We start from the raw sequence: 21340 nt of genomic DNA on the forward strand, positions 1-21340 counted from the left end.
TATTTAAAAAAGCTCAACTATTTTTGTTGAGCTTTATTTTTTTGGCTTTTAATTTTTCTTTTTTAGAATGAATAAATAATTTAATAAGTCTTGCTACAACAGTAGAAGCAACAATTCCTATAGCAAGAGAAACAACAAGATAAGTTGTTTGAGTTGCATATTTATTTAAGTTGTCATAATCTTTCAGTGTAAAATAGTACATAGAATAATACATGCCTGCACCGGGCACAAGAGGCAAAAGAGCAGGTAAAATTGTTACTGTTGCAGGAATTTTCAATTTTATAGAAAAAATTTCTCCACTCATGCCTATAAAAAATGAAGAAAAGAAACCTGCAGCAAGGTAACTGTCAGTAATTGAATAAACATATCTATAAATTACCCATGATATTCCAGCGATAATACCTGTTTGAAAAATAGTATTTCTTGGAGCATTAAAATAATATGCAAATGCAAATACTGAACAAGTTGAAACAAAAAATTCAAAAAAATAATTCATAAATCACCTAACAAATTTAATAATAAGTCCTACTCCAGTGGCAATGGCAAAAGCTTGAAAAAATGCTTTTGTTATACCTATAATACCTGACATAAAATCGTTGCTCATTATATCACGGGCAGCATTGGTAATTGGAAATCCTGGTACTAAAATCATTATCGCACCTATTATGGAATAGTCTATATTGTTATTAAGACCCATTTTGTTTAAAAGTACACAAATTAAAGCACTTAGAAAAGCACCTATAAAATTTTCAATAAAAAAGGTTAGTTTATATTTAGCTACATGACTTAAAATATAACCTACACATAAACCGGATATAAATGCAGCGATAAAATCTTTAAAAGCTCCACCAAAAAGAAGAGCAAAAAATCCACATGCAAAAGCTGCGGAGCATCCATAAATCCAACTTTCCGGAGGCTTTAATTCATCAATTTCATTTAAAAGCTTAATGCCGTCTGCAATTTCAAGATTTTTATTTACAAATTTTCTTGAAAAATCATTAACTCTGCTTATTTTATCCAAGTTATAACTTGAAGGAGATACTTTTTTAAAAATATTATAACTTTCTCCTCTATATTCAATAGATAGGAAAATCCCTGTAGGAAAGCAGTAACTGTCACAGCGAACTATTTCGTCACAAGACCTGCATAATCTTTCAACAGTATCTTCAGCCCTGTAAATTTCAGCTCCGTTTTTAACTAAAATTTGACCTGCCAAAACTGCCATATTCATAAGCTGTCTAACATCTCTTTCATTTCTTAAGATTTCCATATTTTTACCACCAAATTAATTATACATTAGTCATTTTATCACATCAATGAATGAATTGAATCAAAATTTAAGGAATGATATAATATTTCAAAGAATAGGAGGTAATTATGGAAAAACCTATTGTTTCAATTATTGGAAAACCTAATGTTGGCAAATCAACACTTTTTAATAAAATTGTAGGAAGAAAAATTTCTATTACAGAGGATACACCAGGAGTAACAAGGGATAGAATATATAGCGATGCATCTTGGCAGGGAAGAAAATTTCTTCTTGTTGATACCGGAGGATTGGATCTGAAAGATGAAGATATTTTTATGTCAGGAATTAAGGAACAAGCGGATATAGCTCTTGATATGTCAGATGTAATAATATTTTTATTAGACGGTGTTGAAGGAGTCTCATCAAATGATTTGGAGATAGCGTCCTATCTCAGAAGATCTAAAAAAAATATTATATTGGCTGTCAATAAATTTGATTCAAAAGTAGCTAAAAATAACTATTATGACTTTTTTGAACTTGGTCTTGGAAGTCCAATTACAATTTCTGCAGAGCAAGGAAGTGGAGTTGGAGATCTGTTAGATGAAGTTGTAAAAGATTTTAAATTAGATTTAAGTGAAGAAGATGATGACTCAATAAGGGTAACTCTTATAGGTAAACCCAATGTGGGGAAATCTTCTCTTGTAAATCATATATTAGGAGAAGAAAGAGTCCTTGTAACTAATATACCTGGAACTACAAGGGATTCTATAGACTCTCATTTCAAATATAAAGACAATGAATTAATACTTGTGGATACGGCAGGATTAAGAAAGAAGAAAAAAATTTCAGAATCTGTTGAAAGATATTCAGTTATAAGAACTTTAACGGCAATTGAACGTTCCAGCGTTTGTGTTTTATTAATTGACGCCACTGAAGGTGTATCTGAACAAGATGCAAAAATTGTGGGATATGCCCATGACAATAATAAAGCTATAATAATTGCAGTAAACAAGTGGGATGCAATTGAAAAAGATAACAAAAGTGTAAAGACCTTTGAAAAAGCCATAAGAGAAAGACTTCCTTTTATTAATTATGCACCAATATTATTTATTTCCGCCTTAACAGGTCAAAGAGTAAATAATCTATTGGACATGATACTTTTAGTTAACAATAATTATAATCACAGAATTAAAACTGGAGTTTTAAATGATATTTTAAATAGAGCTGTTTTAATGAATCAACCACCATCTGATAAAGGTAAAAGGGGAAAATTATATTATGGAGCTCAAGTTGGAGTAAGACCTCCTAAATTTTTGCTTAGTATAAATGATAGAGAGTTATTTCATTTTTCTTATCTTAGGTATATTGAAAACCAAATTAGAGAAGCTTATTCCTTTGATGGCGTTCCAATAATTATTGAGCTTAAAAATAGAGGAGAAAATGGATGATATTTCTTGTTTTAGTCCTTTCTTATCTTATAGGTTCAATATCTGGTTCTTTTATACTGGGAAAATTATTTTTACACAAAGATGTAAGAAATTATGGTAGTGGAAATGCCGGTACAACAAATGCAATGAGGGTTTTCGGTAAAAAAATTGGAAGCTTAACTTTTATAATTGATATGCTAAAAGGCATATTGGTTGTATTATTGTTGAAAAAATTTTTTCCTGAATATTTATTTTTAGGAGTTTTATTTTGTATATTAGGCCATGACTTTCCCTTTTATATGAAATTTAAGGGAGGAAAAGGGGTTGCAACAAGCCTTGGTTCCTTTATATTTATAAATATAAAACTTACTTTTATACCTGGCATGATTATGCTAATTACCTTGCTTTCTACAAAGATTATGAGTTTAAGTTCAATTTTATTTTTATCTGCTCTATTAGTTTCTTATATAGGATTTGGTTCTTATTCTATTTATGAAAAGATAATAATTGCAATAGTTTGCCTACTTGGTATAGTAAGGCATAAAAGTAATATAAAAAGGCTTATAGAGGGAAAGGAATTAAAACTTGGAGGAAAAAATGAAAAATAAGATTTCTGTTATTGGAGGCGGAAGCTGGGGAACTGCAATTACATATCTTTTATCTAACAAGGGTTTCGATACTAGTATGTATTTAAGAGATGAAGCAGTTTTAAATAATTTAATAAAAACGAAAGAAAATAAAAAATATTTACCAGGAGTAATATTAAATAAAGCTAAATTTACAAATAAAATTGAAATTGTTAAAGATTGTGATTACATTGTACTTGCAACTCCAAGTTCAGCCATTGTTTCCGTTTTAGATGATTTAAAAAAATATATTAATGACAATGCAGTTATAGTAAACTTAGCAAAGGGCTTTGAACCTAAATCTCAAAGAAGAATATCGGAAGTTTCAAAAGAAATTTTACCTAAAAATGATTTTGTAGTTTTATCCGGCCCTTCTCATGCAGAAGAAGTAGGAAAAGACATACCAACAGCTGTGGTATGTGCTTCAATTTCCCATGAAGCTGCTAAAAAAGTTCAAGATATATTTTCTAATGATAAATTCAGAGTTTATACAAATAATGACTTAATAGGAGTTGAAATTGGAGGAGCTTTAAAAAATATTATTGCTTTAGGAGCAGGTATGAGTGACGGATTAGGTTATGGAGATAATACTAAGGCGGCCCTTATGACAAGAGGAATATATGAAATGAGTAAACTGGGCATTGTTTTAGGAGCAAACCCGCACACTTTTACAGGCTTATCGGGAATAGGTGATTTAATTGTAACTTGTACATCAATGCATTCAAGAAATAGGCGTGCAGGTATTTTAATAGGCAAGGGAAAATCTAAAGACGAAGCTTCAAAAGAAATTGGACAAGTTGTAGAAGGTATAAAAACAACTAAGTCCGCTTATGAATTAAGTCTTATTCACAAGGTAGATATGCCTATTGTCAGAAAGTTATATAAAGTTTTATATGAAGGAATGAATCCTGAAGAAGCTGTTAAAACTTTAATGGCGAGGGAGAAAAAAGCAGAAATTGAACAAATTTTTTTTGAATAGAAATTTTTTTGTATGTTATAATTGACATAGTTTAGGAGAAAAATTGAAAAAAAGAAAAAAAAGAAATCTATCTTCAAAAATTATTTTATTTATTTCCGTATTTTTGGTTTTATTTTTCGTTTATAGATCTCTAAGAGGAAGGGCATATACAAAACATACAACTGTTTTTCCTATAATGACAGTGTATAAACAAGATATAGAGGCAAAAGCCTATATAATTTTTGATGAAGAAGTATTTAAAGCTAGTGGAAACGGAATAGCTGTTTATAATGCCAGTGAGGGTCAAAAAATTCCGGCAGGCTACGAAGTTGTAAGCATAAATTTAATGGATGATGTATCACAATTAAAAGATGAGCTTATTAAACTAAATGCTGCAATTCAAGATAGAAAATCAGACTCGCCACAAGATACTTCAAAAAATTTAAGCAATGAAGATATAAATGCTATTGGAAGAATTCAAGATAATATTAAAAATAGACATTACTCAGGAGCTATTTTAGAAATTAATAATTTAGATTTAAACAACAAGCATCATGTAAACATTTCTGAACTTTCAAAGTATAGAAATATACCCTTGGAAGATTTGGAAAACCAAAAACAAACTTTACTTGAACAAATATCTAAAAGTAATATTCAATATACATCAAAAGAATCTGCCCTTGTTTCTTATCAAATAGACGGTTTGGAAGAAAAATACAAATATAATGATGACACTTCAAAATTTACCTATGATTACTTGATGAAAAATGTAAGAACTAAAAGTTTTGAAACAAAAAATCAAGTGAAAAAAGATGAAATTTTATTTAAGCTTATAAATAATTTCAGATATAAGATCTGTCTTGCTGTAAGTTCAAATAAGGGTCTTGAATCTATAAAAATCGGAGACACCATTAATGTAGATTTAGATGGAACAATAATTTCTGGATTTGTAGAAGATATAAATACAGAAAAAACCAAAGGAAGTGTTTATATAATAGATTCTACAGAATATTTGGAAAAAATTTACGATAAAAGAATTCACGATGCAAAGATTGATGTAAATAAGGAAAAATCTTATAAAATACCATCCAAGTCAATAGTTACAAGAGGAAAATTAAAGGGTGTTTATGTTGAAGAAATACATGGCCTTGTAAGGTTTCTTCCTGTGGAAATTTTATCTGTATTGGGAGAAGATACATTTGTTTCAAGAGGAAATAGAGAATCAAAAATTGAAGTAGATGATAAATTAGAAAAAACTATAAATATAAATGATGCCATTGTTGTGTATCCTGGCAGTGTAGATGATTTTCAAATATTAAATTAAGGGGATAAAAATGGATATTAAAAAAAATCTTGAAGAAGTTTTAAATAATATTGAACTTGCAGAAAAAAGATCTGTTACAGGAGAAAAAGTTAAACTTATTGCAGTTACAAAAACTCATGGAATTGATATAATAGAAAAAGCAATAGAACTTGGAGTAAAAGATATTGGTGAAAACAAAGTTCAGGAGCTTACTAAGAAGATAGAAGTTTTAAAAGATAAGGTAAATTATCATATGATTGGAAATCTTCAAAGTAATAAGGTAAAATTTATCTATAATAAAGTTAAATTAATTCATTCATTAGATAGATTAAGTCTTGCAAAGGAAATAGAAAAACGTGCAAGCCAGGATGACATTAAAGTTAATTGTCTTATCCAAATTAATATAGGAGACGAATCCACAAAAGGGGGCATTGAGCTTAGAGATACAGAAAAATTTGTTGAAAGTCTTTTGGAATTTAATCATATTAAAATTATGGGTTTAATGGCAATAGCACCTGATACTGATGATGAAAAATTATTAAGGACATGTTTTAAAAATATGTTTAACATTAAAGAAAAAATTAAAAGTAAAGGCTATGAAGGTCTTGAAATGAAATATTTGTCCATGGGCATGAGCAATGATTATGAAATTGCCATTGAAGAAGGAGCAAATATGGTTAGGGTTGGTTCAAAAATATTTGGAGCTAGAAATTATAATATTTAGGAGGAAATATGGCTGATTTTTTTGATAAGTTTAAAAAAGCTATAGGCTTTAGTGATGATTATGAATATGAAGATGAGTATGAAAACGAAGATGTTCAACCTGTAACAAGTGAGGACTCACAACAAGTTCAAAAACCCCAAAGACAAAGATCGAGAGCATCTCTTGGCGGAGCAGATCTTATTATTACCGTTCAAGAACCTCTTTCCTATGATGAATCTGCAAAAGTTGCAGACGATCTTATTAACAATAAAGCTGTTGTTCTTAACTTTGAACAACTTGACAATGATGTTAAGGGAAGAATTTTTGATTTTGTAAGCGGTGCTGTTTATGCACTTAATGGAAAAATGCAAAAAGTTAATAAGGACATATTCATCATAGCTCCGGAAAAAGTGGAAGTTGATGGAGTTAAAGAAGAACTTAAAAATCAAGGAATGTTTCCTTGGTAGAAGAAATATCTCTTGATTTTATCAAAGACTTAGAAATTAAAAATAAGTTAAAAAGAGTCGTTGATAAAATACAAATATGTTTAAAAAGTCATGAACCTGTAAGTACTGATTTTTTAGATCCATATGAGAGACAAATAGCAATTTCATTTATAAAAAAATATCCTCTATCTTATAAAATTGATGGAGGTTGTTTTGATGCAGAAAGATCGATTTTAATAATTTTTCCTGACTATTTAGAATATGAAGGAAATTTGACATACAAAATTCGTATTGATTACAAGGGTAATTTAAAACATAAAGATATCTTAGGTGCTATTTTATCCCAAGGCTTTTCAAGAAATAAACTTGGAGATATTTATGTTTACAATGATTATTCATATGTAATAGCTGCAAAAGAGATTGCAAATTATTTAGTTTATAATTTACAAAAAGTTGCCAATATTAGTGTAAGAGTTTCTCTAATTGATGACGTTTTAAAAATTGATAAGCAATTTACAGATTTTAATATTATATTATCTTCTAAAAGGTTGGATAATTTTATAAGTCAAGTTTTTAAAATAAGGAGAAATCTTGCTAAAGAATTAGTTGAAAAAAATATGGTAAAAGTTAATTTTCAACTTGTTGACAAAAGTTCATTTTTTTTAAATGAAGGAGACTTAATATCTGTTAGGCGATATGGCAGGGCATATCTTAATCAAATATTAAAAGAAACTAAAAAAGGCAATTTGCTTGTCAACATAAAAATTCCACAATAGGAGGAAAAATGCCGATATTTTTTTTGACACTACTTTTAATATTTATAGATCAAATTTCTAAATTTTTTGTGGTAAGTTTTTTAAAAGATACTCCACCTTTAGTTATAATAGAAAATTTTTTGAACTTTTTTTATCTTGAAAATAGAGGAGCTGCCTTTGGAATTTTCCAAGGGAACATGATTTTATTTTCAATAATAACAATTTTGGTTTTAGGATTTTTAATAATATTTTTAATAAAAAATTATAGAAAAAGTTCCATAGTTTTAAAAACTTCAATTGCTTTGATAATTGGTGGAGCTGTTGGAAATTTTATAGATAGAATAAGACTTAATTATGTAGTGGATTTTATAAGTTTTAAAATCTTTGGAAGGGATTTTGCAGTTTTTAATTTTGCAGACTGTTTCATAGTAATAGGTACATTTTTACTTATGCTAATGCTTATATTTCATGAAAATCCACCGTTAAAAAAGGTTGATGAAAATAAATGAAAAAAGAATTAAATATCCGGTCTTTTGATGTTGGCAATAGACTGGATATTTTTTTATCAGATAAAATTGAATATACAAGGTCACAAATAAAAAATTATATAAAAAATGGAAATATACTTGTGAATGGTAAAAAAGAAAAAGCTGGCTACTTATTAAAAGAAAATGATTTTATTTATGTAAACATTGAGGATGAAAATAATACATTAAAAGGTGAAGACATTCCTTTAAATATTAAGTATGAAGATGAAGATCTCTTGGTAATAAGTAAAGATCAAAATATGGTAGTTCATCCAGGTGCTGGAAATTCAAATAATACTTTAGTGAATGCTCTTATTTATAGGTATCCTCAAATAGTGAATGTTGGAGATGAAGAAAGACCGGGCATAGTTCATAGACTTGATAAGGACACATCAGGATTAATGATGGTCGCTAAGACTCAGAGAGCTTATGAGAGCCTCGTAAATCAATTTAAGGACTCATTGGTCGAGAAAAAATATTTAGCCATTGTAGAGGGCAAAATAGAGTCTGAAATCTATATTGATGAACCTATTGGCAGAGATCAAAGAAACAGGATAAAATTTACAGTAACAAACATTAATTCAAAAGAAGCAAGAACTTTATTAAAGCCTATAAAAATTTTTGACAATTACACCCTTGTTGATATTAAATTGGAAACTGGAAGGACTCATCAAATAAGAGTTCATATGAGATATATAGGGCATCCAATTCTTGGAGATTTAATTTATGGAAACAAAAATAAATTTAAAATTGACAAGCAAATGTTGCATTCCTATTCTTTAACCTTTAAGCATCCTTTTACAAATCAAAAGATAAAGATAATTGATGATTTTCCTGAAAGATTTGAAAATTTTTTGAATAGGTTTAAATCTTTCTAAATATTGATTTTTAGAAACTATTACTATAATATTTATTATAAATAGGAGGTCTTATGAAGATACTTTTTGATGGTCTTGGTGGAGATAATTCTCCTCAAGAAATTGTTAAAGGAGCAATCCTTGCAAAAAATGAACTTGGAATTGAAATTGCCATTATAGGTAATAAAGAAGAAATTAATAAAATTTTACTTGAAGAAAATGCTGAGGCTGAAGTAATACACGCCGATGAAAAAATTGAAAATGATGAACAACCAGCTTTTGCCATAAAAAATAAAAAAAATTCATCTATAGTTTTAGGTCTTAAAGCTTTGGCTATGGATAAATATGATGCTTTTGTAAGTGCAGGTTCTACAGGAGCTCTTTTAGCAGGAGGACTTTTTATAGTAAAAAGAATTCCAAATATAAAAAGAGCTGTAATACCTACGCCTATACCTACAATAAAGGGAAGTGTATGTGTTATTGATTCAGGTGCAAATATGGATACTGATCCGGAACTTCTTTTGCAATTTGCTAAAATGGGAAATGAATATGTTAAAACAGCTTTCTCTATAGAAAACCCCAGGATTGGTTTACTTAATGTTGGAACAGAAGCTGGAAAGGGGAATGAACTTACAAAAGAAACTTTTAAACTTTTAGCAAATACTAAACTTAATTTTGTAGGAAATGTTGAAGCAAGAGATATAGCCTTTGATGTTTGTGATGTATTAATTTGTGATGGATTTGTAGGAAATGTTTTATTAAAAACTACTGAAGGTATTGCAGGTTTTTATAATTATTTGCTTAAAGAAAAGGTTATAAAAAATATGTCTAAAGAAGGACAAGTTGAATTTGCAAAAAATTATGAACAAATAAAGAAACGCCTCGATTATAAAGAAATAGGTGGAGCTACACTTTTGGGTTTAAATAAAATTGTAGTAAAAGCTCATGGAAGTAGCAATGCAATGGCTATAAAAAATGCTGCAAAAAATGCTCTTGATTCATTTAATGGAAAAATAATAGAAAATATGAAAAATTGTTTTTAGGAGGATAAGATGAAAGATAGGATTTTAGAACTAATAGCTGAACAATTTGGACTTAATACTGATGAATTAACTGATGATATTGATTTAAGAAATGATTTAAATGCTGACTCGATAGATCTTGTTGAACTTGTAATGAGCCTTGAAGACGAGTTTGGTATTGAAGTAAATGATGAAGATTTAAAAAATATCAATACTATAGGCGATATAATTGAATACGCCAGCGAACTGGAAGAAAAATAATTGGATATAAATTGGAATTTAGATTATAAATTTAAAAATGAAAACTTATTAAAGACAGCTCTAACTCACAGCTCATACACCAATGAGCATTTAAGCGAAAAAATTAAAAATAATGAAAGACTTGAATTTTTAGGAGATGCTGTTCTTGACATGGTAATAGGGGAATATTTTTTTAAGGCTTACAATGTTGCTGAAGGCGATTTATCTCAAATGAGGGCTAAAGTTGTAAATGAAAGTTCTCTTGCTGAAATAGCTAAAGATATAAATTTAGGAGAGCATATTTTACTGGGAAAAGGTGAAATTAAAAGCAATGGTTATGAAAAAGATTCTATATTAGCAGATGCTTTTGAAGCTTTAATAGGCGCTATATATTTAGATTCAAATTTTGAACAAGTAAAAGATGTCATACTTAATATTTTTTCAGATATCTTAAAATTAGCTCACGAAAAAGAATTTTCTATGGATTACAAATCAAGGCTACAAGAAATATGCCAACTTTTAAAGCTTGATATTCACTATAACCTTGATAAAACAGAGGGACCTATTAATAATAGAACTTTTACCTCATCTGTAGTAATAGATGGAAAGTATTTTGGAACAGGTAAAGGAAACTCTATAAAGAAGTCTGAGCAAATGGCTGCAAAAGATGCCTTATCGAAGGGTGAAATTTATGTCTAATAAAAATATAATCCCTATTTTTGTTCCTCACTTAGGTTGTCCTCATGATTGTGTTTTTTGCAATCAAAATAAAATAGCTGGATTAAAGGATATTTCTGTAGAAAATGAAAGAAAAACTATACAGGAATATCTTTCTTATTTTAAAAACAAAAATGATATTCAAATAGCTTTTTATGGAGGAAGTTTTACTGCTATAGATTATAGTTTGCAAAATACCCTTTTAAAAGTAGCTTATGAATATATAGAAAATGGCTCAGTTAAATCTATAAGGCTTTCAACAAGACCAGATTCTATTAACGAAAAAATTTTAAATAATTTAAAAAAATACGGTGTAAAGACTATTGAGCTTGGAGTTCAAAGTTTAAATGAAGAGGTCTTAATATCTTCAGGAAGAGGACATAATGTCCAATGTGTATATGATTCTTCAAAACTTATTAAAGATTTTGGATTCGAATTAGGCTTGCAACAAATGATAGGCTTACCAAGAGATACGGAAGAAAGAGCTATTGAAACTGCAAAAAAATTTGTAGAAATTGGGCCTAATATTGTTAGAATTTATCCAACTCTTGTGGTAGAAGATACTTATCTTGAAAAATTATATAAAAGTGGAAAATATAAACCGCTTACATTGGAAGAGGCCGTCGATTTGTCAGCTAAACTTTTAAAAATTTATAATAGAAACAATATTAATGTAATTAGAATAGGTCTTCAGCCTACTGAAGAAATTAATTATAATGGGTCTATTGTTGCAGGTCCTTTTCATCCAGCTTTTAGACAGTTAGTTGAAAATAAAATAATAATTGATAAAATTTTAAAAACCCTAGAAAATAAAAAAATAAGAAATTTAGAAATTTTTTCAAACAATAAAAATATTTCAACTATAGCGGGACAAAACAAATCAGGTTCTAAAAAACTATATAAAGATCTAAAACTTAAAAGCTTAAAATTTGTAGATAACAAATCAAATGATATAATTTTTTTTGATAGAGACAGTTTGGAAAAAATAAATTTATTGGATTGGTAAGATGTATTTAAAATCATTATATATACAAGGGTTCAAGTCCTTTGCAGATAAAACAAAAATAGAATTTAATAAAAAAATTACCGGAGTTGTAGGTCCTAATGGAAGTGGTAAGAGTAATATCTCAGATGCAATAATGTGGGTTCTTGGAGAAACAAGCGTAAAGACTTTACGTGGAAGAAAAATGGAAGATGTTATTTTTTCTGGCACTAACAAGAGAAAACCCTTGGGATTTGCTGAGGTAACAATAGTATTTAATAATGAGGATAGGGCTCTTAACATTGATTTTAATGAGGTTTCAGTAACAAGGAAGATGTACAGATCCCTTGAAAGTGAATATTTAATTAACTCTAGTAAAGTACGTCTTAAAGACATAAAGGAATTATTTATGGATACCGGAATAGGTAAAGATGGATATTCTTTAATTGGTCAAGGGAAAATTGAATCTATACTTAGCACAAAACCTCAAGATAGACGTGCAATTTTTGAAGAGGCTTCAGGAATAAGTAAATATAAATCAAAAAAACTTGAGGCTGAAAATAAGTTAAAAAGAACAGAAGATAATATCATAAGATTGAGTGATATAATTTCAGAAATTGCTAGCCAAGAAGAAAATTTAAAAATCGAATCTGAAAAAGCAAAGTTATATAATTATTATTTTGAAAAGTTAAAGATACTCGATCTTAACATATCAAAAAGAGATTTAAAAAGACTTTTAAATTATCTTGAGGGCAAAAAAAATGACATTAAAAATTATGAAAAGCAAACTAAATCTTTTAGAGAAAGTTTGGGAAAAAGCCTAGTTAAAGAAAATGAATTTAAAAACCAAATTCAAACAATAAATGAAATTATTGAAGAAAAAAATTCTACAAATCTTGAAAATACAAGACAAGTTGAATCTTTAACAGGAAATATAAAACTTCTTAAAGAAAGAAATAGGGCATTAAACAATTCAATTTTAAGTGCAAATAACAACATAGATGAAATAAAAAGTGAAAACTCCAAATATGAACAATCTATAAATCTTTCAAAAGAAATTATTGATAAAGAAATTATAAAATTTAAAGAGTTAAACAATAGAATCCAAGACATAGATAAAAACATAAATGATTTAGAAAAAAAATATTCTATTAGTAATGAATCTGAAAAATCTTTAGAAGAAAATAGAATAAATTTACTTACAGAAATAACATCAATAACAAGAGATATTGATAATTTAGGAATGTTAATTGATGAAAAAAACTTAAGGATTGACGGCTTAAATGGAAATATTGATAAACTTGAAACTAATATAAAAGAAATTCTTAATTCTTTAGATGATTATAAGGAAAAGTTATCTTCAAACAAGTCTTTATTTAAAAAGTTAGAAGAAGAAAAAAATAAAAATGAAGGTAATTTTAACAATATAAATTTAAACTTAGATGCAATTTCTAAAAAATCTAATGAGCTAAAAAATGAGTATGAATCAGATATTTTAAAGAAAAAAACTCTTATTAATATCATTGAAAATTTTGACGGGTATTCTAAATCAGTAAAACAATTTATGAATTTTACAAAAAAGAGGAATTTATTTTCAAATTCTTTAATTGGACCTGTAGGAGAAAATTTAAGCTTAAAAAAGGAATATGAGATTGCCATAAGCGTGGCCTTAGGTGGAAACATTCAAAATATCATAGTAAAAGATGAAAAATCTGTAAAAAATATGATAGATCTTTTAAATGAAGAATCTTTAGGTAGGGTAACTTTTATGCCTATAGACAGAATAAAATCTTATAGTAATAATTTTGATTTAAGTCCTTTTAAAAACAGTGGAATATTGGGCTTTGCAGATCAGTTGATAACAACAAAAAAAGATTTACAAGAAATCTTTAAATTTCTATTAGGTAAAATAGTAATAGCAAAAGATTACAAATCTGCCTTAAATTTTTCAAATGAGGTAAATAAATCTTATAGGGTTGTTACCCTAAATGGAGAAAGTTTAAATATTGGAGGATCTATTACAGGCGGAAGTTCAAAAAATAATTCTTCTCTTTTATTTAGAACAAATGAGCTTAAACGAATAAATTTAAAAATTGAAAATTTAATAAATGAGATTAAAGAAGGAGAAATTAATATTAAAGATCTTTCAGATTCAGCAAGTAAATTGAGCCTTAAAATTTCAAAAGCTGAAGAGGATTTGCAAGAGATTTCAAACAATAACCAAAAATATGAAAATACAATTTTAAATTTAAAAAATATTTATGAAAATACAAAATACAATTGTGAGAGATATGAGCAAGAATTTAATGAACTTATAGACTCTATAAAAAATGATAAAGATAAAATCGAAAGTTTAAAAAAAGTAAGAGAAGTTAAAAATAAAGAACTAAATGAAATAAATGAGGATTTAAAAGATTATAGAAGCTCTCAGGATTCTCACAATAGTGAAATTAATAAAATAAAGGATTTAAAAGCAAATCTTTCAATTGAAGTGAATGAGATAAATTTAAATATTAAAATTAATAAAGAAAAAATAATTAATTTTGAAGATTTAATAAAGTCTGGAGAATTAAAGTTAAATAGTTTAAATGAAAATATATTTACTTATAATGAAAGTATTTGTGAAAACGAAAATAAAATAAAGGATTTAAACTTAGAACTTGCATCAAGTAGCAAGAAAACTAATTGTGATGTAAAGGAATTACAAAAGGCAAAAGAGGATTTAAAAGCTTTAGAAATTCAACTTAATGATCTTAAAAATTCAAATGATATTGTTAAAGAAAATATTTTTGAAAATGAAAAAAAATTAATTGGAATTAACAATGATATTGAAAGGGCAAAAAATGAATATGAAGATATATGTCTAAGAGTTAAGGAAAATTATGAAGTAGACATTAAAGACTTTGGAGAAGTTCAAATAGATTCTGTTCAAAAGGCAAGAGAAGACATTAAGGATTTAAAGATAAAAATAAAAGATCTTGGAAACGTAAATCTTTCTGCCATAGAAGAATATGAAGATGTATCAAAAAGACTTGAATTTAATATTAAACAAAGAGATGACTTATTAGATTCTAAAAAAGAGCTTAAAAAAATAATAAGTCAGTTGGAAGAATCTATGAGTAAAATTTTTAAAAATTCTTTTACACTTATAACAAAAAATTTTGATGATATTTTCAAAATATTGTTTAAAGGTGGACATGCTGAGCTCATAATTGAAGATGAAGAGGATTCTTTAAATTCAGGAATAGAAATAAAAGCTCAACCTCCAGGAAAGAGATTTCAAAGTTTATCTCTTTTATCAGGTGGAGAAAGAGCATTAACGGCAGTCGCCTTATTATTTGCTCTTTTAAAAGTAAGACCTGCACCATTTTGTATTTTAGATGAAATTGATGCAGCCTTAGATGATTCAAACATTAAAAGATATTGCGAATATTTAATGACATTAGATGACATACAATTTATTTTAATTACGCACAGAAAAATATCAATGCAAATTTGTGATATCCTATATGGTGTAACAATGGAAGAGTTGGGAGTTAGTAAAATTATAAGTACAGCATTAAAGGGGTAATTTATGTTTAAATGGATAAAGGATAAGTTTTCTAAAGATAATGAAAAAGAAAATTCTGAAGACTTAATCGAAGAAAACCTTGAAGAAATATCAGATGAAAATATAGATTTAGAAAATGATCATATGGAAAAAATTTCTGATGAAGAAAAAGAAAAAACGGTAATTCAAGATTTTGACACTCAGTTGGAAAAAGAAACTACTTCAGATGAAGAAATAGAAGAAAATTCTTATGGTTCTAAAAAAGATGAAATTATAGAAGAAGAAAAGCCGTCACTTTTTAAAAGATTAAAAAGTGGTTTATTAAAAACTCGTAAAGAAATGGGAGTTAAAATAAACACAATTCTTGGAGCCTATGTAAAAATTGATGATGATCTTTTAGAAGATTTGGAAGATATTTTAATATCAGCTGATATTGGAATGAATACAACTATGAAAATAATTGACAACTTGAGAGACACAATAATAAATGAAAAAATTAATGATCCAAGCTTAATAAAAGATTTATTAAAAGCTGAAACAAAAAAAATAATGATTACTGAAAAATCTTCTAACTTAAATATTTCTGAAAAATCAGTTATTTTAGTAGTTGGAGTTAATGGAGTAGGAAAAACTACAAGCATAGGTAAACTTTGTGCAAAATTTAGAAATGAAGGTAAAAGTGTTTTAATTGCTGCTGGAGATACTTTTAGGGCAGCTGCTATTGAACAATTGAAAGAGTGGGGCAACAGAGCAAATGTAGATGTTATTGCACAAAGCGAAGGGAGTGATCCTGCAGCTGTAATATTCGATGCGATAAAAGCTGCCAAGTCAAGAAATATAGATGTATTAATTTGTGATACTGCCGGCAGACTACACAACAAGTCTAATTTAATGAAAGAGCTTGAAAAAATTTCTAAAATAATAGACAGAGAGTATCCTGAAGCAACAAGAGAAACTCTTTTGGTTTTAGATGCTACAACGGGACAAAATGCAATGAATCAAGCAAAAACCTTTAAGGAAGCAACAGATATAAGTGGAATAATTTTAACTAAATTAGACGGAACTGCAAAGGGCGGAGTTGTAATAGCTCTTCAATCCGAACTTGATATACCAATAAAATTAATTGGTGTGGGAGAAGGGATAGATGATTTACAAAAATTTGATGTAGATTCATTTGTAGAGGCGATATTTGAATAAAATGATAACAAGACCTGTATACTTAGAAGTAAATTTAGATAATTTAAAACATAATTTAAATATAATAAAAAATCATGTTGATAAAAATTCAAAAATAATTGCAGTTGTAAAAGCAAATGCTTATGGATTTGGAATTCAAAAAATTTCTCAAACTTTAATAGAAGAGGGAATAGATTATTTTGCAGTAGCAACAATGAGTGAAGCCTTGGAAATAAGAAGAAATAATAAAGAAGTTCGAATAATGATTTTAGGCTACAACCATAAAGATTTATATAAAAGAGCTATTGAGAATAAAATTGAGCTAACTATTTTTAATATTCTTGATGCAAAAAATTTAAATGAAGTTGCTAAAAATTTGGGAAAATCAGCAGATATAAATTTGGCTTTTGAAACCGGCATGAACAGAATAGGCTTTATAAAAGAAGATTTAGAGTTATGTATAGAAGAAATTCAACAACTTAAAAATTTAAATATAGTTGGAGCTTTTTCACATTTTGCAGCGTCAGATTCTGACGATAACTATACAAGGTTACAATATAAAAAATTTATTGAAATGGTAAATTTATGTAAAGAACATAAATTGGAAATTCCTCTTAAACATATAAATAATTCTCACGGTATAATAAATTATAGAGAGTTTGATCTTGATGCAGTAAGACCTGGAATTATATTATATGGATCTTGCGAATTTTTACCTCATCCTAATGGTTTTGATTTAAAATATTTAGGAAGCATTAAATCAAAAATTGCAAACCTAAAAACAATTAATCCAGGAGAAAAAGTAAGTTATGGATTAACCTTTGAAGCTAAAAGAAAAACTAAAGTTGCAACAATACCAGTTGGATATGCGGATGGATTTATTAGAAATCTTTCTGGAAAGATTGAAGTTTTAATAAATGGCAAAAGGTGCAAACAAATAGGTAGAATTTGTATGGATCAAATGATGATTGATGTAACAGATGCTTCTTGTAAAGTTGATGATCAAGTTGTTTTGTTGGGAAAACAGGATAATGAAGAGATTACTATTGAAGAAATAGCTGAAAAAGCAGGAGAAATTGCAACTTCATATTCATGCCATTTTAGTAATAGACTCCCAAGAGTTTACATTAAAAATGGAAAAATTGATGAAGTTTATGACGAATTATATCTTTTATAAAAAGTAAAAATTTTAAAATCTATAGTTTTTTATGATTTTATAAAAACTATAGATTTTTTTATAAAAATTTTTAAAAAAAGTTGACAAACTATGCAAATAACCATATAATAACTAAGGTCAAGTAAAAAAGTTGACTCGATAAAAGGTGATTAAATGTTGGAAGATGTTTTTAAAATGAATATGCTTCTTGATTATTATGGAGATTTACTTTCTGAAAAGCAAAGAAAATCAATGAAGCTATATTATAATTTTGATTATTCCTTGAATGAAATTGCAGAAGACTTAAATATATCAAAACAAGCAGTTTCTGAAAATTTAAAAAGAGGAGAACAAAATTTAGAAGAATTTGAAGATAAATTACAACTTATTAAGTCAAGAAAATTTACTGAACAAAAAAATAAAAGGTTAAAAATTTTATTTGAGGAACTTAAAAAAAATTCTAAAGATATAGATTTAGTAACTTTAAATAAAATTTATGATGAACTTTTTAATGGGGAGGTAACTGATGGTATTTGAATCACTCTCTGATAAATTACAAGAAACTCTCTCAAAATTAAGAGGCAAAGGAAAACTTAGTGAAAAAGACATAGACCTTGCAATGAGAGAAGTTAAACTTGCTTTGTTAGAAGCAGACGTAAATTTTAAAGTAGTAAAAGACTTCATCAAAAATGTAAAGACAAGATCTTTAGGTGCGCAAGTTCTTGAAAGTTTAACTCCCGGTCAACAAGTAATTAAAATTGTAAATGAAGAGCTTACATCTTTAATGGGAAAAGGAGAATCAAAATTAGATTTTTCTAAGCATCCAAGTGTAATACTTATGGCAGGTCTCCAAGGTGCTGGTAAAACGACAACATCAGGGAAACTTGCCTACCAGATGAAAAAGCAAGGTAAAAGACCTCTTTTGGTTGCCTGTGACGTCTATAGGCCTGCTGCAATTAAACAATTGCAAGTTGTGGGTCAAAAAATAGAAGTTCCCGTTTTTACTATGGGAGATAAAATAAGTCCCGTTGATATTTCAAAAGCAGCTTTAGAACATGCAAAAAGAAATAATAATGATGTTTTAATTATAGATACGGCAGGAAGACTTCATATAGATGAATCTCTTATGCAGGAACTTCAAGATATAGCAAAAGCTACAGAACCTAATGAGATACTCTTAGTTCTTGATGCTATGACAGGACAAGATGCTGTAAATGTAACAAGTTCATTTGCAAATCAAATAGACTTAACGGGGGTTATTTTAACAAAGCTTGATGGGGATGCAAGAGGCGGTGCAGCTTTATCTCTTAGAGCAGTAACTGATATTCCTATAAAGTTTATTTCTATGGGAGAAAAAATGGATCAGTTAGAAATTTTTTATCCTGATAGAATGGCATCTAGAATTTTAGGAATGGGAGACGTTTTATCTTTAATCGAAAAAGCTCAAAGTGCAGTTGACCAAAAAAAAGCTCAAGAACTTGAACAAAAAATAAGAAATCAAAGTTTTACTTTTGATGATTTTTTAGACCAAATGAATCAAATGAAAAATTTAGGTCCAATTGAAGATTTACTTGCTATGGTACCTGGCATGAACAATAAAATGCTAAAGGGAATAAATGTGGATCAAAAAGATTTTTCAAGAGTTGAAGCTATTATAACTTCAATGACAAAGGAAGAAAGACAGAAACCGGATATCATAGATGTATCCAGAAAAAAAAGAATTGCTTTAGGATCAGGAGTTCAAGTAACAGAAGTAAACAAACTTTTGAAGCAGTTTAAAGAACTTAAAAAAATGATGAAGCAATTTTCAAGCATGGGCAACAAAATGAAAAAGGGAAAATTCAAAATGCCTTTTAAATTTTAATGTTGTATAAATTTGATTTTATTTCACGGGAGGTGAATTAATTGGCAGTTAAAATTAGACTAAGAAGAATGGGTTCAAAGAAAAATCCATTTTACAGAATAGTAGTAGCAGATTCAAGAGCGCCAAGAGACGGAAGATTCATTGAGGAGATAGGCTACTATAATCCACTTACAGAACCAAAAACTGTAGTAGTAAACAAAGAGTCAGTTAACAAATGGATTGGAAATGGTGCTAAACCCACTGATACTGTGGAAAGACTTTTTAAGGAAAATTCTGTTTATTCAATAGAAAAAAAAGTAGAAGAAAAAGTAGAAGTTAACCAAGAGGAAGCTTAATCCGAATGGAGGACCTATGGTTGAATTAGTTGAATATATTGCAAAATCCTTAGTAAGTAATCCTGACCAGGTTAAGGTAAAAGCTGAAAATAAAGACAATGAAATTAATATTTATCTTACAGTTGCAGAAGAAGACATGGGAAAGATTATTGGTAAACAAGGTAGAATTGCAAAGGCTATTAGAGCTATATTAAATGCTATATCTCTTAGAGAAAATATAAAGGTTAATCTACAAATTGAAGAATAATTTGATTATTGTAGGAAAAATTTTAAATACTCATGGAATCAAAGGTGTATTGAAAATAATGCCAATTACATCTGATATAAAAAGATTTTCCAAAACTGATTATCTAATAATAAAAGATGAAATGTATTCCATAGAAAGTGTCTTTTACAAAGATAAATTTGTTTTTATTAAATTTAAAGAATTTGATAATATAAATGATGTTTTAAAATTTAAGAATCAATTTGTTTATATTAAAGAAGAAGATAGGGTTAAGTTAAAAAAAGATACCTATTTTATTTCTGATTTAATCGGCTTAAATGTTTTTGATACTGAAAAAAATAAATTAGGAAAAATTATAAACATAATTGAAAATCCTGCAAATGACTTATATGAAATTGAGGATGAAAAAGGAAACACTCATTTAGTACCCTCAGTAAAAGAATTTGTTAAAGAGATTGATTTAAAAAGTGGAATTATTATTAAACCTATAAAGGGGATGTTTGAATGAAATTTTCAATACTCACCTTATTTCCTGAATTTGTAAACACTATGAAGGAATACAGCATATTAGGCAGGGCAATAGAAAATAATTTAATTTCACTGGAAGCTGTTAATATTAGAGAATTTGCAATTAACAAACATGGTCAAGTTGATGATTACTCTTACGGAGGAGGTCCGGGCATGGTTATGATGGCTGAACCTATTTATAAGAGTATTGAAAGTGTCAGAAAAGATAATTCTTATGTTGTCTATATGTCGCCACAAGGAAATGTTTTAAATCAAGAAAAAGTTAAAGAACTTTCAAAAAAAGAACATTTAGTTATTCTTTGTGGTCATTATGAAGGAATAGACAATAGAATTATAGAAAATTATATCGATGAAGAAATTTCTATTGGCGATTTCGTATTAACAGGTGGGGAATTACCTGCTATGATTTTAGTAGATTCAGTATCAAGACTTATTGATGGTGTTTTATCTTCGAGCGAGTCTTATGAAGATGAATCGCATTATAAAGGTCTTTTGGAATATCCTCAATACACAAGACCAAAAGAATTTATGGGATATAAAGTTCCTGATGTACTTTTAAGCGGAGATCATAAAAAAATTGAAAATTATAGACTTAGAGAATCTGTTTTGAATACTTTAAAAAAAAGACCAGATATGTTAAACAGGACTCTATCAGAAGAAGAAAAAAATATATTAAATGGAGAAGGGAGGTAA

General features: G+C 28.0%; 24 protein-coding genes. 22 read left to right on the forward strand and 2 right to left on the reverse strand.

All coding sequences use genetic code 11. The annotated features are described in order from the left end of the window. Positions 1–13: 13 nt before the first annotated feature. Both J2S72_RS00545 and J2S72_RS00550 read right to left on the reverse strand, forming a co-directional pair. The gene (locus J2S72_RS00545; protein ID WP_307494822.1) at positions 14–496 is read right to left on the reverse strand and encodes a threonine/serine exporter family protein; all 483 of its coding nucleotides are present in this window, start codon (positions 494–496) and stop codon (positions 14–16) included. 3 nt (positions 497–499) lie between these two features. Beyond that, positions 500–1270, reverse strand: a complete 771-nt coding sequence (locus J2S72_RS00550; protein ID WP_023056320.1) for a threonine/serine exporter family protein — start codon at positions 1268–1270, stop codon at positions 500–502. Positions 1271–1377: 107 nt separating this feature from the next. Here J2S72_RS00550 and der point away from each other — a divergent pair, with 107 nt between their 5' ends. The 22 genes from der (at position 1378) to trmD (ending at position 21340) form a co-directional block, all read left to right on the forward strand. Beyond that, the gene (gene der / locus J2S72_RS00555) at positions 1378–2697 is read left to right on the forward strand and encodes a ribosome biogenesis GTPase Der (RefSeq protein ID WP_023056334.1); all 1320 of its coding nucleotides are present in this window, start codon (positions 1378–1380) and stop codon (positions 2695–2697) included. Continuing rightward, positions 2694–3284 carry a glycerol-3-phosphate 1-O-acyltransferase PlsY gene (plsY, locus tag J2S72_RS00560; protein WP_023056314.1) on the forward strand — a complete coding sequence of 197 codons (591 nt, stop codon included), beginning with the start codon at positions 2694–2696 and terminating at the stop codon, positions 3282–3284. Before der ends, plsY begins: the two co-directional genes overlap by 4 nt. Then, positions 3274–4281, forward strand: a complete 1008-nt coding sequence (locus tag J2S72_RS00565) for an NAD(P)H-dependent glycerol-3-phosphate dehydrogenase (RefSeq protein ID WP_023056311.1) — start codon at positions 3274–3276, stop codon at positions 4279–4281. Before plsY ends, J2S72_RS00565 begins: the two co-directional genes overlap by 11 nt. A gap of 43 nt (positions 4282–4324) precedes the next feature. Next, complete coding sequence (locus J2S72_RS00570; protein WP_307494823.1) at positions 4325–5584, forward strand: biotin/lipoyl attachment domain-containing protein; 1260 nt, start codon at positions 4325–4327, stop codon at positions 5582–5584. 10 nt (positions 5585–5594) lie between these two features. After that, positions 5595–6287 carry a YggS family pyridoxal phosphate-dependent enzyme gene (locus J2S72_RS00575; RefSeq protein WP_023056361.1) on the forward strand — a complete coding sequence of 231 codons (693 nt, stop codon included), beginning with the start codon at positions 5595–5597 and terminating at the stop codon, positions 6285–6287. A gap of 8 nt (positions 6288–6295) precedes the next feature. Continuing rightward, complete coding sequence (locus J2S72_RS00580; protein WP_023056312.1) at positions 6296–6733, forward strand: cell division protein SepF; 438 nt, start codon at positions 6296–6298, stop codon at positions 6731–6733. Further along, the gene (locus J2S72_RS00585; RefSeq protein ID WP_023056417.1) at positions 6727–7488 is read left to right on the forward strand and encodes a YlmH family RNA-binding protein; all 762 of its coding nucleotides are present in this window, start codon (positions 6727–6729) and stop codon (positions 7486–7488) included. The genes J2S72_RS00580 and J2S72_RS00585 overlap by 7 nt, the downstream gene beginning before the upstream one ends. An 8-nt stretch (positions 7489–7496) precedes the next feature. Further along, positions 7497–7976 (forward strand): signal peptidase II, encoded by a 480-nt coding sequence (lspA, locus tag J2S72_RS00590; protein WP_023056421.1) that lies wholly within the window; start codon positions 7497–7499, stop codon positions 7974–7976. Continuing rightward, on the forward strand, positions 7973–8872 hold the full coding sequence (locus J2S72_RS00595; protein WP_023056309.1) for an RluA family pseudouridine synthase: 900 nt from the start codon (positions 7973–7975) through the stop codon (positions 8870–8872). The genes lspA and J2S72_RS00595 overlap by 4 nt, the downstream gene beginning before the upstream one ends. Before the next feature lie 53 nt (positions 8873–8925). Then, a complete protein-coding gene (plsX, locus tag J2S72_RS00600) occupies positions 8926–9894 on the forward strand; it encodes a phosphate acyltransferase PlsX (protein WP_307494824.1) in 969 nt (322 codons plus the stop codon). 9 nt (positions 9895–9903) lie between these two features. After that, positions 9904–10134: an acyl carrier protein gene (locus tag J2S72_RS00605; RefSeq protein WP_023056367.1), complete on the forward strand. Its 231-nt coding sequence runs from the start codon at positions 9904–9906 to the stop codon at positions 10132–10134. Beyond that, complete coding sequence (gene rnc, locus J2S72_RS00610; RefSeq protein WP_023056430.1) at positions 10135–10812, forward strand: ribonuclease III; 678 nt, start codon at positions 10135–10137, stop codon at positions 10810–10812. Then, complete coding sequence (locus J2S72_RS00615; protein WP_023056373.1) at positions 10805–11836, forward strand: elongator complex protein 3; 1032 nt, start codon at positions 10805–10807, stop codon at positions 11834–11836. The genes rnc and J2S72_RS00615 overlap by 8 nt, the downstream gene beginning before the upstream one ends. Position 11837: 1 nt before the next feature. After that, positions 11838–15383, forward strand: coding sequence for a chromosome segregation protein SMC (smc, locus tag J2S72_RS00620; protein WP_023056396.1), 3546 nt, complete (start codon positions 11838–11840; stop codon positions 15381–15383). Positions 15384–15386: 3 nt separating this feature from the next. Then, positions 15387–16559: a signal recognition particle-docking protein FtsY gene (gene ftsY, locus J2S72_RS00625; protein WP_023056370.1), complete on the forward strand. Its 1173-nt coding sequence runs from the start codon at positions 15387–15389 to the stop codon at positions 16557–16559. A 1-nt stretch (position 16560) separates the two neighbouring features. Continuing rightward, positions 16561–17715: an alanine racemase gene (alr, locus tag J2S72_RS00630; RefSeq protein WP_023056331.1), complete on the forward strand. Its 1155-nt coding sequence runs from the start codon at positions 16561–16563 to the stop codon at positions 17713–17715. Positions 17716–17868: 153 nt separating this feature from the next. Continuing rightward, complete coding sequence (gene ylxM, locus J2S72_RS00635; protein ID WP_023056418.1) at positions 17869–18231, forward strand: YlxM family DNA-binding protein; 363 nt, start codon at positions 17869–17871, stop codon at positions 18229–18231. Then, a complete protein-coding gene (gene ffh, locus J2S72_RS00640) occupies positions 18221–19558 on the forward strand; it encodes a signal recognition particle protein (protein WP_023056316.1) in 1338 nt (445 codons plus the stop codon). Before ylxM ends, ffh begins: the two co-directional genes overlap by 11 nt. A 41-nt stretch (positions 19559–19599) precedes the next feature. Beyond that, positions 19600–19893, forward strand: a complete 294-nt coding sequence (gene rpsP, locus J2S72_RS00645; protein WP_307494825.1) for a 30S ribosomal protein S16 — start codon at positions 19600–19602, stop codon at positions 19891–19893. 16 nt (positions 19894–19909) lie between these two features. Further along, entirely contained in the window at positions 19910–20140 is a 231-nt protein-coding gene (locus tag J2S72_RS00650; protein WP_023056357.1) for a KH domain-containing protein, read from the forward strand. A gap of 1 nt (position 20141) precedes the next feature. Further along, complete coding sequence (gene rimM, locus J2S72_RS00655; protein WP_052648955.1) at positions 20142–20627, forward strand: ribosome maturation factor RimM; 486 nt, start codon at positions 20142–20144, stop codon at positions 20625–20627. Continuing rightward, entirely contained in the window at positions 20624–21340 is a 717-nt protein-coding gene (gene trmD / locus J2S72_RS00660; RefSeq protein WP_023056420.1) for a tRNA (guanosine(37)-N1)-methyltransferase TrmD, read from the forward strand. The genes rimM and trmD overlap by 4 nt, the downstream gene beginning before the upstream one ends.

This window comes from Peptoniphilus koenoeneniae, assembly GCF_030812875.1.
In the GTDB taxonomy this organism is placed as follows: domain Bacteria; phylum Bacillota; class Clostridia; order Tissierellales; family Peptoniphilaceae; genus Peptoniphilus_B; species Peptoniphilus_B koenoeneniae.

Excerpts from the sequence above, each read along its gene's own strand:
- J2S72_RS00545 (WP_307494822.1), bottom strand. The coding sequence starts at position 496 with ATGAATTATTTTTTTGAATTTTTTGTTTCAACTTGTTCAGTATTTGCA.
- J2S72_RS00550 (WP_023056320.1), bottom strand. The coding sequence starts at position 1,270 with ATGGAAATCTTAAGAAATGAAAGAGATGTTAGACAGCTTATGAATATG.
- der (WP_023056334.1), top strand. The coding sequence starts at position 1,378 with ATGGAAAAACCTATTGTTTCAATTATTGGAAAACCTAATGTTGGCAAA.
- plsY (WP_023056314.1), top strand. The coding sequence starts at position 2,694 with ATGATATTTCTTGTTTTAGTCCTTTCTTATCTTATAGGTTCAATATCT.
- J2S72_RS00565 (WP_023056311.1), top strand. The coding sequence starts at position 3,274 with ATGAAAAATAAGATTTCTGTTATTGGAGGCGGAAGCTGGGGAACTGCA.
- J2S72_RS00575 (WP_023056361.1), top strand. The coding sequence starts at position 5,595 with ATGGATATTAAAAAAAATCTTGAAGAAGTTTTAAATAATATTGAACTT.
- J2S72_RS00580 (WP_023056312.1), top strand. The coding sequence starts at position 6,296 with ATGGCTGATTTTTTTGATAAGTTTAAAAAAGCTATAGGCTTTAGTGAT.
- lspA (WP_023056421.1), top strand. The coding sequence starts at position 7,497 with ATGCCGATATTTTTTTTGACACTACTTTTAATATTTATAGATCAAATT.
- J2S72_RS00595 (WP_023056309.1), top strand. The coding sequence starts at position 7,973 with ATGAAAAAAGAATTAAATATCCGGTCTTTTGATGTTGGCAATAGACTG.
- plsX (WP_307494824.1), top strand. The coding sequence starts at position 8,926 with ATGAAGATACTTTTTGATGGTCTTGGTGGAGATAATTCTCCTCAAGAA.
- J2S72_RS00605 (WP_023056367.1), top strand. The coding sequence starts at position 9,904 with ATGAAAGATAGGATTTTAGAACTAATAGCTGAACAATTTGGACTTAAT.
- J2S72_RS00615 (WP_023056373.1), top strand. The coding sequence starts at position 10,805 with ATGTCTAATAAAAATATAATCCCTATTTTTGTTCCTCACTTAGGTTGT.
- smc (WP_023056396.1), top strand. The coding sequence starts at position 11,838 with ATGTATTTAAAATCATTATATATACAAGGGTTCAAGTCCTTTGCAGAT.
- ftsY (WP_023056370.1), top strand. The coding sequence starts at position 15,387 with ATGTTTAAATGGATAAAGGATAAGTTTTCTAAAGATAATGAAAAAGAA.
- alr (WP_023056331.1), top strand. The coding sequence starts at position 16,561 with ATGATAACAAGACCTGTATACTTAGAAGTAAATTTAGATAATTTAAAA.
- ylxM (WP_023056418.1), top strand. The coding sequence starts at position 17,869 with ATGTTGGAAGATGTTTTTAAAATGAATATGCTTCTTGATTATTATGGA.
- ffh (WP_023056316.1), top strand. The coding sequence starts at position 18,221 with ATGGTATTTGAATCACTCTCTGATAAATTACAAGAAACTCTCTCAAAA.
- J2S72_RS00650 (WP_023056357.1), top strand. The coding sequence starts at position 19,910 with ATGGTTGAATTAGTTGAATATATTGCAAAATCCTTAGTAAGTAATCCT.
- trmD (WP_023056420.1), top strand. The coding sequence starts at position 20,624 with ATGAAATTTTCAATACTCACCTTATTTCCTGAATTTGTAAACACTATG.